Origin of the sequence: Acidipropionibacterium jensenii DSM 20535 (genome assembly GCF_000425285.1) — a bacterium.
In the GTDB taxonomy this organism is placed as follows: Bacteria; Actinomycetota; Actinomycetes; order Propionibacteriales; family Propionibacteriaceae; genus Acidipropionibacterium; species Acidipropionibacterium jensenii.
The window spans coordinates 1-14,454 of sequence record NZ_AUDD01000037.1 but is presented as its reverse complement, the minus strand read 5'-3'; the positions used below and the strand labels follow the sequence as shown (position 1 = coordinate 14,454).

Sequence of the window (14,454 nt, the reverse complement as noted above, 5' to 3'; positions counted from 1 at the left end):
GGTGTCACGTGGTCTCCCTTCGCAGCCGCAGCGCCGGCACCACTGGTCGGGCTCGACCACCTGGCAGGCCAATACGGCACGATCCGGCTCGAGTCGCTGCCCGGTGACAACGAGGCCGAGTTCGTCGAGGCGGCAGAAGGCAGTCAGGTCGGGGCTGGCGAACGCATCAGCGCGCCCGCCGACGGTAGCGTCGTGCACGTCGAGGTCTTTCGGGCTGAGTGTGTAGGAGCTCTCATCCTCGGGAGACCTCGACCTCTATCCGGCCACCGACGCGCCGGCCCGCCGCGCGACGTGCGCTACACCCTCATCTGGGAAGAGCCCCACATCCTTGAGTGGACGGTGGTCCACACCTGTCCCGGCGGTTGCTTGCCAGTGGCGGCAACCAGCTCGATGCCGTGCAGCAGAAAGACGTCGCTCACCGGCGAACTTTGGCGATGATCATCAGTGCGCACAGGTAGTCCGACTGGAAGGAGCAGACTTCGCCCAGTATCCGCCAGATCCACAAGTTGTCGCCAGCAGGTTTAGCGATCGACTTCGACGTCGTGACAGGTGGTATCTTGTGAAAAGCTAATAGGAAGGACAGCTGTGACGGGCCTTGCCGATGTTGCAGAAATAGCGGGTGTGAGCACCATGACTGTCTCCAACGTGCTCGCTGGACGACCCGGAAAGGTCTCCGAAACCACCGCCAAAAGGGTCTGGGCAGCAGTTGAACAGATCGGCTACGTGCCCAATGGCGCTGCACGTGCGCTATCCGGGCATCGTTCACGGCTCATAGCAATCGTGATCAATGTCAGATCCGTTGACGCCTTGCGTAGCACCCACGACGCCAGATTTATCGGCGCGATCACCGCCGAGCTACAAGAGCACGGCTATTGCGTACTGCTCCACGCGAGCACTGACCTGGCCGCGACCATCCGCAGCCTGAAGACGTGGTCTGTCGACGCCGCCTGTTTCGTCAAGACCAGAGCACGCGAAGTAGACTCTCTGCGCGCGGCATCAGACATACCGATGCTGTTCCCCGACAACTACTCTTCTTCCCCCGATGTGCTGACGGTCCGCATCGACGACTACGAAGGCGGACGTCTTGCCGGTGACTACCTCGTCTCCAAGGGACATCGGCGGGTTTGCTTCATCGGTGTCAAGGCCCAACGGAAGGTCGGCCTGATGGCGGAGCGACTACATGGTTTCCGGGACACCTTCGCAAGCGCCGGACTTCCCAGACCTACGATCGCCCACAACGTCAGTACGGCGCGGATTGACTCAGGCATTGCTGCCGCCGAACAAGTGCTGGCGCTCAGGCCTTTACCGACCGCAGCATTCTGCTCCTCCGACGAACTGGCCGCCGGTCTCATGCACGGACTGCGCAGGCATGGTCTTGCGGTGCCGCGGGACATCTCGGTCGTGGGCTTCGACGGCTTCGAGATCTCGGAGGTGACCACACCGCCGCTCACCACGATCGCCCAGGACGTTTCCGCCAAGGCTCACCGATGCGCCCAGCTGCTCCTCAACGCTCTTGGGGACGAATCCGGCGAGATCACAAGTGGCGTGCTGCCTGTGCGGCTCATCGAAAGAAATACGGTGCGTGACCTTACTTGTTGACACCCAGCCCCGAGACGCAAGTCCATGATCTCGTGGCACCAGTGCGATGCGGCACCCGGGGACGGCGTTCTGGTCATCTCGGAGCCGACATGTCAGCGGGAGAGCACCGGCTGCGACGGATCATCCAGGATCCGGATCAAGAGTGAACTCTTCCCTGCCCTGCCCATCAGTGAGGTTTTCTCACCAGGCTCCTCGCACGTGAGTAGCGATCACGAGGGCTGAGCGGACGATCTGGGTGATGCGCCAGGGGTCGAGGGTGACCTTCTGGAGGGCCTTGAAGCGTTTGAGGATGGCATTGGCTCGTTCGGCTGGGGCGCGGAGTTGGGTGATGAGCCGGTTGCGGGTGTTGGTGTCGGGGCCAGGCCGTGGCCCTTGATCGGGTGGCAGATGCCGATGCCGGCGCCTTGGTAGCCCTTGTCGGTCAACGTTTTCAGGCCTTGTGCGGCGGCTGGGTAGAGGGCCGGCAGGACGTGTTGGCGGGCGGCGGTGAGGTCGTGGGTCGAGCCCGGGGATACCGGCGAGGTCCAGATCGGGAAACCGGAGCTGTCGGTGAGGACTTGGACGTTTCCGCCGTGGCGGTGGTGTTTTCCCGAGTACCACGCATCGGTGGTTTTCCCTTGTCCGGCAGGGGTGTGGACGGCGGTGGTGGCGATCAGGGTGCCGTCGAGGCAGACGAACGCCGCGCCGTGGGCATGTTGTTCGTCGAGGACCTCGTGGAGGTCGGGTGCGTGGTCGGCGACCACGTCCAATGCCTCGTGGAGGTAGCGGTAGCAGGTGGCTTGGGACAGGCCATGGTCACGGGCCAAGCGGTGGATGGGCGTCGCATCACACATCCAGCGGCAGAGCAGGATCGCTTGGGTCCAGCAGGTGGCGGCGCGTTGCCAGGGGCGGCGGTCATGTCGGCGTCGGTGGGCCGACAGCCACGCGGAGATGCGGCGAACGATGGTGGTGGGAAGGTCAAGGGTGGCACGATAGGACAGCATGCGGGCTCGGTTCTGTTACAGGGACGGTCTCTTGGCAGAAACCGATCCTGCACCACCCGACCCGCATGCACCCACCCGAGTCGACCATCACCCCTTGCCACAGCATCAACGCCGATGATCCACGGTCAGGTCTGGTGAGAAAACCTCACTAGGGGCATTGGGAATTTCCGCCGCAGCTTTTATCGGATTTGCAGTATCGTCTCCGAGTATTGCAATGGCCACACCAACGGGATGCGGCGCCCGTGAAAGCGGCCGAGCGGTGGTCGGAACCTGCTCTGGAGGCACTGGCCAGTTCAGGATCCGTGCGGACTGCCGGAATGCTCCTGACCGAACCTCACCGTGGACCAAACCCAAGTCCTACACCAGTGTGACCTGTTTGGTGGGGCATGCTAATAGCTGGACATTCGAGGTGAAATGAGCCGATCTCCCCGAAGCCCCGCACACTACTTGTGCGGGGCCTCGGGCCGTTCGGGCCACGGCATGATCTGAGGGGAGATCGCTATGAGATTGACAGTCACCGATGTGTCGGTCAGATACCGCCGCCGAGTCGCGGTAGATCACGTGTCATGGTCTTTGGGACCCGGTTTCCACGCACTACTGGGCCCCAATGGTGCGGGCAAGTCCTCGCTCCTGACCACTGTGGCCACCATTCGGCGTCCGACCTCCGGGACTGTGGAGTTGGACGGTTTGAGGGGCGACCGGATCCGCACGCGCCTGGGTTACTGCCCGCAGGAGAACCTCAGGAAGTCGAGGTTCACGGTCCGTGAGCACCTGGCATACATGTGCTGGCTGCACCGGATCCCCTCCCCCGACCAGTCTGGTGAGATCTCCCGGATACTGGACGTCGTTGACCTTGATGCGCGTGCAGACGACAGGGTCGGCTCACTGTCTGGCGGGATGCGCCGGCGCCTCGGGATCGGATCGGCACTGGTCGGCTCACCCAACCTGTTAGTACTGGATGAACCGTCGGCGGGGCTGGACGTGGCTCAGCGTGCCGAACTCGCCTCGGTGCTGGGTCAGGTTTCTCGTGATGCCATAACCATTGTCTCGACCCATATCGTCGAGGACATCATCGACATCGCCGAGACCGTGACCATCATGGACTCCGGCCATTTCATCACCGATGAGAGCTTCAGCAGTTTCACGGTCTCCCGCGATCTTGACGCGGTGAGGAGCAAGTACCTCGCGATGGTCAGCCGATGACCCGCGGGATCGGGTTGTGGCTGCGCCATCACCACATTCCACTGATCACAGCCATCGCCGTGGTCAGCGCATTCGCGGTCACCGCCATGGTCACACTCGGCGTGGATACCGATGGGGGGACCGTCGAGGTCGCCACCTTGTGGATCGCGGCGGTGACGGCACTGCCATTGATGTTCCTGTTCACCTTCGAGACCGAGATCGACAAGGTCGCACCGCGGTCCCTGACGGGCCGGCGGGTCGGGCTGCTGCTCATCGTCCTTCTCGTGGCCTTGGTGGTCTCGCTGGGGAGCTATCCAACCCATGTCGGCGACTTCGGGAGTCTTGCGGTGTTCCGCGACATCTTGGGCCTGGTCGGGCTCGGACTGATCAGCCTTGCAGTACTCCCCCCGGTCGCCATGTGGGTGGCCCCGATGGCAGCCGCGTTGGCATCGCAGATGTTCTCCTGGCCGCTGTACCCGTCTGCGACCGACAGCACCTGGGGTGCACTGCGCGCCCCCGGCGTCCTACACATGTACGGGGGCGCCCCCGACCTCAGTGTGCCCGTGTGCCTGGCACTGGCGATGACGGGAGTCGTTGTCCTGCTCGCCGACATCAGGATCGACGTGGCGGGCCACCACCCACAGCACTGGCCGGCACCACGTTCTGCCGAAACCGTCCGGCCTCAGAACTCAACCGTCCAGCGCCGTACCAGTCTGCTCACCCGCGGCTTCACACGAGCCACCCTCGCGGTTCCCCTAGCAGCACTCATCGCCGTGCTCACCGGGTGGACGCTGCTGTCCAACATCTCAGCCTGGGGTGGAAGCCCCCGCCTGCTGCTCTCCCAGGACTTACCATCAGTCGTCTTCATCCCTGTAGGAGTATCGATGATGACTGGGGTCGTGTGCGGGCAGACACGATGGCGAAGCGCGCTGGTCATCTGGGAGAGACTGTCGACACGCCAGCCGATGGCAGTGGCGAGTCGCACCCTCACCATCGCGGCACTCATCGCCGTGACGGGAACCGGCATCCCCGTTCTGGTGCTCACCGCGGCCGCTGCCCTCGATCCCCTCGGTCACGGCATCCCCGCTCGGGTGATGGTCCACGAGGTAATGGCCGGATCAGGACGCACGCTGGCAGCCATGATGATGGTGATAGCTGGGGCACTCGTCGGAGCCGCCATCGGCCACCTGAGCCGGAGGATATGGCTGGCTCCCCTGTGTCTGGTGCTGTCAATGATCGCCCTGCTGCCCCTGCCCCGCCTCGCCGACAACGGCATCGACAACGAGCTCTCAGCCGAGTACGGCTACACCGCATGCATGGCTGTTCCTCACGAACAGGTAACGGTGTGTACCACCGAACCCAACAGGGCCTACCTGCCTGCTGCCGCCCACACCATACGGACCGTCTACCAGCAGGCCGACCCGTCCACACCGCTACCGAGAACCATCCGCCTCACCAACAAGATGACCCAAGGCCTCGTACCCGAGCAAGCACGAGCCACGACACGACCAACCGTAGGCCTGAACCTCAGCCGCAGATTGAGCACCCCAGCAGCACTGGACGAGCACTGGGTCCGAGAGTCGCTGGCCTACTCCATCGCCGGCTGGTGCGCTGGTACCCAATTCACCGACGTCCAAGACCTCATCACCGGCAACCCCACCCAGGGATCACCAACTATCTCCAGAACACTCACCTCACTTGCCCACTGCAGGGGCTGACCCCCTAACAGATAAGCCATGAGAACGAGCTGTATCTGCTGCAACTCACGAGCACCAGCCCTGCCCACCATCTAATGCCTCAGCCAACTCCAAATATGCAAGCACACCGCCGGGCTGGGCGCGCTGGAGGAGCAGGGACGGCACTCGTGCTGTGAACTCTTCCGCACGCAGCGCTCATCCCCGCACCACCAGGCCCGCTACCGCCACACAATCGGCACGGGCGTCGTCCCCGACATGTCGCGCAGCATGCGACATCGCCGCACTGCCAGGTCCTCGGACACGGAGTCCTGGACTGACCATCAATCGATCCAGCCAGCGACGCTACCGAATCGGCGACTACAACGTCATGACCCGCAACAACTAGCCGGATCCTGTTCCATATTGAGGACACGACGCTGGTCATCCTCGCCCTGAAGGTCGGCCACCGCAGCACCGTCCACTGACGATTTGAGAAGACCAACCAATGAAACCCACCGGGCCTCACACACCGTTCATCTGACAGTCCCGCCATCGGCTGGGCATCCGGGAGTGTCTGGTGGGGTATACCCCACCAGACACTCCCCCAGCCCACGCAAACACGTGTCCAACCATGCCGGTTCCAGCCATAATGGACAACGCTGCCGTAGGGTTTAGGTGTGAATGGACATTCTGGGCAGATGGTCGGCTACGTGCTGGGCCGCCCCCTTCATTCGGTCCGGTCGCTGTGCGAGTCGTCGGTTTCCGATTGATGGGTGCATTGCCGAGCGTAGTCGACGGGTGCGAGGTAGCCGAGCGATGAATGCCGGCGGTCGTGGTTGTATTCGGTCTTCCAGTCGCCGATCACGACCTGGGCGTGGAGCAGCGAGTAGAAGCTGTTGATGTTCAGGCACTCGTCGCGGAGCCTGCTGTTGAACGACTCGACGTACCCGTTGTGCCAGGGCGAGCCGGGCGGGATGTAGAACAGGCCGGTGCGGGTGCCGGCCCAGTCGGCCATCGCGTCGCTGATGAACTCGGGGCCGTTGTCGGATCGGAGCACCGCGGGGGCGCCGCGGACGGCGACGAGGTCCTCGAGGTGGGCGGTGAGCCGGTCCGCGGTGATCGACCGTTCGACGAGCCCGCCGATGCACTCGCGGGTGTGCTCGTCGACGATGGAGCAGATCTTGATCGGACGGCCCTGCTCGTCCGCGTCGAACTGGAAGTCCACCGCCCACACGAGGTTCGGTGCGACCGCTGCCGGGGCGTCGACGGTCGAAGACCCAACGCGTTTGCGGCGACGCCGCTGCGGGACGCGCAGCCCTTCCTCGCGCCAGAGCCGTTGGATCTTCTTGTGGTTCACGACCCACCCCTCGCCGCGGGCATCGTGGTAGGCCCTGCGGTATCCCCACCGCGGGTGCTTCTTCGCATACGCCCGCAGCCAGTCCCGCAACGCCAGGTCCGGGTCGGCTGTCGTCTCGCCCTGGAGCGGGCGACGGTATGCGGACCTGCTCAGCCCGGCCAGACGGCACGCCATTCGTTCGCTCACCCGCAGCTTGCGCTTGAGGTGGTCGACGGCGGCGCGGCGCCTGCCCGGGCCTAGAAGTTTCCCTCAGCCAGCTCCTTGAGCGCGGCCTTCTCGAGCTCTGCCTCGGCGAGCAGCCGCTTGAGCGTGGCGTTCTGCTTCTCGAGCTCCTTCAGCCGCTTCGCGTCGTCGGCCTTCAGCCCGCCGTACTGGTTCCGCCACCGGTAGTACGTCTGCTCGGACACTCCGAGCTCTCGACACACCCCGGCGATGTCGCTACCGCCCGCGAGCATCCTGTCGGCCTGCCCGAGCTTACGGACGACCTGCTCCGGAGTGTGACGCTTCCTGCTGTTCGTCATGATCTGACCAGTCTCCCTGCCCGGACCCCCGGGCAACAGGACGACTCACACAACCACCGGACCTACCAGACGGGGTCAGCCCACCACGAACACGCCGAATGTTGTCGCAATGTCAGCGGCAATTCCCCATGTCATGCGAGTGGCCCCAGACCCGTCCTGGACGAGTACCGCTTGTACAGCAATGCTTCCCCGTCATGGTTGCAGGCATGCTTCTTGGTGGCGCCGAAGATGCGGTCGACGAGGCAGTCGAGGTGGCCATTGGTGAGCAATCTCCGGAGCACCGACGCTACTCACCCGCGGAAGGCGGGATCCCACCGCCCGTCAGGATCGAAACTGAATCCTTCTGGGGCTGAGGTCCTGATGGTCAACGTCAGGCGCTCGTGGTCCGATGCACCTACAGAACCCAGATTGTCCACCACAGCTTCTGCCAAACCTGCGTCCATGAGCTGGCGCACACCTTGGGAGAGAACACGGGGCACCCATCCCAGCGGGACAGTCCCATCCATGACAAGTACCGCGTGGGGATCTTCGGGGTTGTCGATCTCTCTGGCGAGGCGGACACTCTGGAACTTCTGCACCCCGGCAAGAGCGCCATCCAGTTGCGGCCTGGTGACCTGAACCGTCCGATCGTCGAGGCGCAGTAGTCCATCGGGAATGTGCGAGATCCCGTTCACCAGGAACTGAGCTGTCGCCGTCCCCTCAGACACCACCGGCATCTGCATGAACTGCAACGTGTCCCCAGCCCGGGGACCACCCGAGTACACGATCTGTTCCCACGGGGTGGCCCGTTCCAGGCCCAGGCTGTGAAGATAGCTGCTGTAGTCGGGCCGCTGATCGGACATAACACGTTGACTGAATACCGCAGGCATCGTGGTCGACTGGTAGCGATCGAACAAGCCGCCAAGACCCGGAAGCGGCCGGAAGCTGCTGAGCTCGGTGGCAGTGCGGGTATAGGAGAACGTGTACTCGACGCCGTTAAAGCCGAACCGTCCAATCGGCACGATCTGCCTGGTGTCGGGGCGCTGCCACAACACCAGAAGGTCCACGACACGGGTGGCGGTATCGGCACTGGCACGCTCAAGCACTGATGTGTAAGGCATCCCGCAACCTCCTGACGTTCATATTGAGCAGTTCAGTGATGAACCTACCGGCCAGCTCAGACATTCCCGGAACCCCTGACGATACCCGCTCAACCACGGCACTGAGGTCAAGGTCGTGCAGGCGAGACCGCCACCACACGGCAGTGGCCGGCCGACACATCTCCAGTCCCCGTACGGCAACCTCGACAAGAGTGGGCGCAGGTCGTCGATGTTCGAACCGCCAGGCGGTACCGCGTTTCGCCCAACGAGCCACGCCATCCGGCTTGTCGAGACAGCTGAGGCGGGCGGCTTCGGACAGCTGATATCCCAGGGTCCCACCATGATCGTAGGAGGGAGACACTCGGTCAGCGACATCGTTCGTCTGAGCCCGTAGGACCGCCCAGTTCTCCTCGTGCCTGTCACGGTTGGCCACGAGGGCGTCGAGCACCAAGTACCCCACGAACACGTCAAACCCAGTCGCCGTGGAAGGCCCCATCCATCCATCGGGGGGCTCTACTTGGTCCAGGACTCTCCGAATGTTCTCCAAAGTGTGGCCGGGCCGCTCGACGCCGGGCCGCTGAGGATCAGCTGCATGACCGCCCACCTCATACGGCACGTAGCCGGGAACACTCTCAGTTTGGAGCAGAACTTTTCCTTCGACCAAGTCATAGCCGAAGGGCCTCACCGACAGCGACAGCGATCCTCGTTGGCCGTCCTGGGTGCACAGACAGGTTTGAGCGCAGGGCACAGACAGTGCCCGTGCCACTTGGGTGGACACCACCTCCGCCCAGTCCTCGCCCTGCTCCACACCTGTGGCCGGAGTCGTAGTCAGCTTGCACAACCAGTGCTGTGTGGTGCCCGGTCTGATCAGCCACATGCCGGCGGTCGACCCGGCCGGCTCAACAAGGTTCACCTTCCACCCCGACACGTCGATCCGAGTCCACGGATCCAGGGGTTCGGGATCGGTCACAACGGGAGCCCCGGCAGGGCTTCAACGACCGCCATGGTGTCGACACAGACGCGGGTAACGCGTCTAATGAGGTCGAGGATGTAGCGGGGGTCGTGGTGCTCGGTGGCCCATTGGTTGGGGTCGTTGATGATGCCGGAGGCCTTGTCGGTCTTGACCTGGTAGCGGTCGATGATCCACTCCAGCGCCGATCTGGAGCCGAGCATGTACTCGTTGGCGACGGCGGGGATGTCGTCGAGGGTGATGTGAGTGTTGTAGATGAGGGTTTTCTTGGTGGTCTTGTCCTTCCATCGCATCTTCTGGACCCGGTAGGCCTCACGACCGGTAACGGTGTCGCTGTGCTGTTCTGACAGCGGGTAGGGCTCGACAGTCTCGTAGCCGATGTGGAGGTCAGCCAGCGTTCGGCCAGCCGCGACGAACCGCTCGAAGTCGTCTCGGGAGGCGGCCAGCGGGATGCGGGGCAGCATGCGCTTGAGGTCTGCAGCGAACATGGCGCGGTACTGCGGCGAGTGGAGGACGGCGTAGACGTAGGAGAAGATGTCGTCCTTGGACACCTGCGCGCCGAACGCGTCGCGATAGGTCTTCAGGGACTGGTCGGTGATGTTGTCGACACGCCGGTAGCCCCACTCGTCGACGGTCTCGTCGGGGGCAGGCAGGGCGTCCTGGTCGTCGCTGTCGGCCCGCTCATAGGTCCAGCGGGGGAAGAACTGTGCCGCATCGACGTAGATCTTGCTGTCGGGGAGCTGATCGGTCATCAAGACGGAGAAGGGGGCACGCGCTCCACTCTCGATCACGGTGATGCCGATGTTGTCGTGTGCGGGGGTGGGGAAGATGGACTCGAGTCGGTAGACCCTTTCGTTGAGTGGTCGGTCGAAGTAGGCGTTCTGGTGGCAGAACGGCCGGTAGAGGGACTCGTAGATGCGCTCGGGGTGGAACTGGTGGGTCCGTCCCCGCAGCGCATCGGCTTTCAGGTTGGCGCTCCAGCTGATCCGTGTGGGGTCGGTGGTGAGCTTGCTCTCGTCGCCGGTGCAGGTGGTGGCCTCGAGGTTGTACTCGTCGACCATCCGGCTCATATTCGCCTCGACGGCCTCGCGGCTGACGTTGTAGCACCACGCATCCCGGCTGGTCGCCAGGCCGCGGGAGTGCAGCGTGAAGATGCGCGGCGTCGGGTCGTTGGTGTCCTTGAGGCCGATCGGCATGAAGGCCTGGAAGGCGGGGTTGCGTTGGTTGAGCCAGTCCCCGTCCGTGTTGGGTGTGATGGTGGTCCAGCCGGTGGTGGTCAAGGTGGCGTCGGTGATGTCGTCGAGTTTGTCCTCGCGTGACTGGTAGTCCGGCACCTGGTGGTAGTGGATGTGACAGCCGGTCTGGTGGGGGTTCTTGGCGGCGACCAGGACTGCGACACCGGCTCGTGATCCGGAGCCGAAGACCTTGCCCCCCTCCTGACGTGAACGCTCTCCGGCGGTGCGCTGGTTGCCTCGCAGGTTGTAGACCCAGATGTCGGAGAACTCTGCTTGGAAGGTCTTGCGGATTCCGTCGGCGGTGTTGCCATCCAGCCAGCCGTTGTTGGTCACGAACGCGACCACCCCCTGGTCGCCGAGGCGGTCGGTGGCCCACCGGAATGCCCGGATGTAGGAGTCGTAGAGGCTGTTCTTGTTCGTCGCGGTGGACTGGGCCGCATACGTCGCGGCGATCCGCCCGTCGAGGGTCGGGTACGGCAGGTTGGCGTTGTTGTCGTTGGCCGAGGTCTGGCCGGCGCTGTAGGGCGGGTTGCCCACGATGACTTTGATCGGGGCGGCCAGCTGGGCCTCGATGCGCTGGTTGTTGACCGGGATGAGGCTCGTGTCGACCCGGTCGCCCTTCTCGGTGATCTGGAACGTGTCGGTCAACGTGACACCTGGGAACGGCGCATAGTCCACCGGACGGTCCGGGTGCTGTTCGGCGACGAGGGCCTGGTAGGTCGTCTCGATGTTGACTGCGGCGATGTAGTAGGCCAGCAGCATGTACTCATTGGCCCACAACTCCCCAGCATATTTGCGGGCCAGATCCGCCGGTTTGATGATGCCCGATTGCAGGAGTCGGACGATGAACGTCCCGGTGCCGGTGAACGGGTCCTGGACGTGGACACCGGGATCGGTGATGCCGTAGCCGAACTGGTCGCGGCACACCTGGTCGGCGGCCCGCAGGATGAAGTCGACGACAGGCACCGGGGTGTAGACCACCCCCAGCGAGGACGACTGCGCCGGGAAGGCTGTGCGGAAGAACTGCTCATAGAGCTGGTGGATGACACTCTGGCGACCCTCCGGTGTGCGGATCTGGGAGGCGCGGCGGCCCACCGAGTCGTAGAACCGGTCCAGCTGTGCGGTCTCTGCGGCCAGTCCGTAGCCTTCCAGGGCGGTGGCCATCTGTCCCATCGTGATCGAGACCGGGTTGCGCTCGGCGAACGAGCCCGCAGGGAACAGGGCCTGGAACACGGGCCGGGTGATCAGGTGCTGGGAGATCATGTCAACGGCCTGGGCGGCGTCGATCGACTCGTTGAGGTTGGCCCGCAGGCCTTGAAGGAACATGTCGAACTGGCCGGCGACCGGCGCCCCGTCGTGGCGGGCGGCGGCAATGATGCCGGTGATGCGGCGGACTTGGTTGGCGTGGATGGCCACCACGTCATCGGCCCACGACTCCCAGTACTCCCGCTGGCCGCACTTCTTCACGATCCGGCCCAGGATCGCCTCACGCCACAGATCCGACCCCACCAGCAGCGGCTGGGTGCCGGCGAACGGGTTCACCGGCTGCGGGCCGTCCGGCCGGTTGTCATCGTCGGCGGGGGGGAACACGTCGATGGAGACCTTGCCGCCGGTGCTGTGGTCCAGGTCGATGGTGTTGATCATCGCCTCGAAACGGTCATCGTGGGCCCGCAGGGCGTTCAGCACATCCCAGACGACCTTGAAGCGCTTGTTGTCGCGCAGCGCCACCGACGGTTCCTCACTGGCATCGATCGCCACCGGCAAGATGACATACCCGTAGTCCTTGCCCGGGGCCTTGCGCATCACCCGGCCCACCGACTGGACCACGTCGACCAGCGAGTTACGCGGGGACAGGAACAACACCGCATCCAACGCCGGCACGTCCACACCCTCGGCCAGGCACCGGGCATTCGACAGAATCCGGCACTCCCCCTCCGGGACCGGGGCCTTGAGCCAGGCCAACTCGTCGGCACGGGTCAGCGCGTTCATCGTCCCGTCGACGTGGTGGGCGTCGACCTGCAACCCGGCATCATCACCGATGACCTGGTCGACGACCTGGGGCAGCGCCCCGGCGAACGCCTTGGAGGCCTTGATGTTGGCGGCGAACGCCACCGCCCGCTGCATGGGCGTCGGATGATCGCCGAAATCCATGTCGGTGGTGCGTTTGGCCAGCCCGTTCCAGCACCCCACGATCCTCGCCGCATCATCCAGGCTCAACTCGTGGCCCTCACCGGCCAGACAGGCCTGCATGCCCGGGTCGATGGCGTCATTGGCGACCGCCAGGATCATCACCTTGTAGTCCGACAGCAGGCCCCGTTCCACGGCCTGGCCGAAGCCCAGGCGGTGGAACACCGGCCCGAACATCGCCTGGTCGTCCATCGAGGTCAACACCGCGGCCGCGTCATCGGCCTTCTTCTTCACATCGGTGCCATAGATCCTGGGGGTCGCGGTCATGTACAACCGCTTGAGCGCCGGCAGGAACGAGTTGTCATGGACCTTGATGAACGCCGACTCCCCCGTGTCACCGGCCAGGGTGACACCGGTGGTGCGGTGGGCCTCATCACACAGAACCAGATCGAACGGGCCCGCCCCAGACTGCTTGAGCGCCCGGGCCACCACATCAATCGACTGGTAGGTCGAGAAGATCACCGTCATCTGCCGGCCCCGCCGCCCACCACGAGCCATCTCGGCCACCAGCCGGTCCGGGTCAGTGGTCGGCAGCGGAATGTCGTGAACGGTGATGTCCTCGGCCTGACGGCTGGCCTTGGTGTCCGAACACACCACGAACGGACGGATCGGGGTCTGGGACTGGGCCAGCCACTCCCGCAGACTCTGAGAGACCAGCGAGATCGACGGCGCCAGGAACAACACCGTCAAATGCCCCTCGTTCTCAGCGCAGCGCCGCTCGGCCAACTTCAACGACGTGAACGTCTTACCCGTCCCACACGCCGAGATCCACTGACCCCGATCATGAGACTCGAAGCCAGCCTGGATCGCATCAATGGCCTCCCTCTGATGAGGCCGCAACCCGAACCGGACAGCCTTGCGCGGAGTGAACCCCAACGGGTCATCAGCGTGGAACATCCAGTCCACACGAGACTCAGCAATATCGGCCATCCCGATCCGCTGGACAGGCACGCTCTGATGACGCAGCGCATCCTCGGCATTACGGGACCACCGGTCCGTGGTCGAGATGATGATCCGATCAGTGAACGCGACACCGTCCCAGCGTTTCCCCGAGGCCGTGAAGAACGAATCAATATCGGCCTTCTGCAACCGATGACGCGGGTCGTAGAACTTGCACTGGATCGCCGTCCACTCGCCCGACTCGCGTTCGCGAGCCACCAGATCGATCCCCGTGTCATGAGTGCCCTCATTGTGCGACCACTCGGGCCACCGGAACACCTCGTCATAGGCGGCCGCCAGGGTGGCGTCGGCGGCGAAGTAGCCAGCCATCAACTCCTCGAACCGAGTCCCCCGCACCACCGCAGACGGCTCGCAGCCGAACTCCTCGATCACATCCTGGATCGTCCTGACCTTCGCCACCAGCGTTTCCCTTCCGCCCCGACTGGGCCACAGCGTATCGACCTCACACCCGCCACAGGCCCAGGGCCGAACCATCCGTCTCCCCACCCGGCAGTGACCAGAACAGCCACCGGGCACCTCACGCGAACATTATTGGGGTACAATATTGTCCGTGACGTTCACCCACAGTGCTGGCCGGCACGGAGTCAGTGAGCAGGACGCCATCTGGGCGATCGAGCACGCCCTGCTCGCCAAACCCAGTTTCCAACGTTCTCGACTGCCCGACATGCCCGATCCCTCACTGTTCGTGGGACCCGACACCACCGG

Annotated in this window: 6 protein-coding genes and 2 pseudogenes; 3 read left to right on the top strand and 5 right to left on the bottom strand. The window is 64.1% G+C overall.

The window, feature by feature from the left end; genetic code table 11:
• Positions 1–198 (bottom strand): annotated as a pseudogene (locus tag H590_RS18100) (ISL3 family transposase); the annotation flags it as partial.
• 387 nt (positions 199–585) lie between these two features.
• Between H590_RS18100 and H590_RS0113025 the strand changes: the two are divergent.
• Positions 586–1,599: a LacI family DNA-binding transcriptional regulator gene (locus H590_RS0113025; protein ID WP_084149533.1), complete on the top strand. Its 1,014-nt coding sequence runs from the start codon at positions 586–588 to the stop codon at positions 1,597–1,599.
• Positions 1,600–1,779: 180 nt separating this feature from the next.
• Here the strand turns inward: H590_RS0113025 and H590_RS18095 are convergent.
• Positions 1,780–2,582 (bottom strand): annotated as a pseudogene (locus tag H590_RS18095) (transposase family protein).
• A gap of 501 nt (positions 2,583–3,083) precedes the next feature.
• Here H590_RS18095 and H590_RS0113020 point away from each other — a divergent pair.
• Entirely contained in the window at positions 3,084–3,785 is a 702-nt protein-coding gene (locus H590_RS0113020) for an ATP-binding cassette domain-containing protein (protein ID WP_028703863.1), read from the top strand.
• The gene (locus H590_RS0113015) at positions 3,782–5,482 is read left to right on the top strand and encodes a hypothetical protein (protein ID WP_028703862.1); all 1,701 of its coding nucleotides are present in this window, start codon (positions 3,782–3,784) and stop codon (positions 5,480–5,482) included. The genes H590_RS0113020 and H590_RS0113015 overlap by 4 nt, the downstream gene beginning before the upstream one ends.
• 685 nt (positions 5,483–6,167) lie before the next feature.
• Here the strand turns inward: H590_RS0113015 and H590_RS0113010 are convergent.
• The 3 genes from H590_RS0113010 to H590_RS0112990 all read right to left on the bottom strand — a co-directional run bounded on the left by H590_RS0113010 (position 6,168) and on the right by H590_RS0112990 (position 14,148).
• Positions 6,168–7,318, bottom strand: a protein-coding gene (locus H590_RS0113010) for an IS3-like element ISAar43 family transposase (protein ID WP_126412609.1) whose coding sequence is annotated in 2 segments (ribosomal slippage) — positions 6,168–7,048 and positions 7,048–7,318 — 1,152 coding nt in all. Because the reading frame shifts where the segments join, the coding sequence is not laid out codon by codon here.
• A gap of 290 nt (positions 7,319–7,608) precedes the next feature.
• Positions 7,609–8,418 carry a hypothetical protein gene (locus H590_RS17550; RefSeq protein WP_126412610.1) on the bottom strand — a complete coding sequence of 270 codons (810 nt, stop codon included), beginning with the start codon at positions 8,416–8,418 and terminating at the stop codon, positions 7,609–7,611.
• Between the two features lie 945 nt (positions 8,419–9,363).
• Entirely contained in the window at positions 9,364–14,148 is a 4,785-nt protein-coding gene (locus tag H590_RS0112990) for a DEAD/DEAH box helicase (RefSeq protein WP_036982533.1), read from the bottom strand.
• Between the last annotated feature and the right edge of the window lie 306 nt (positions 14,149–14,454).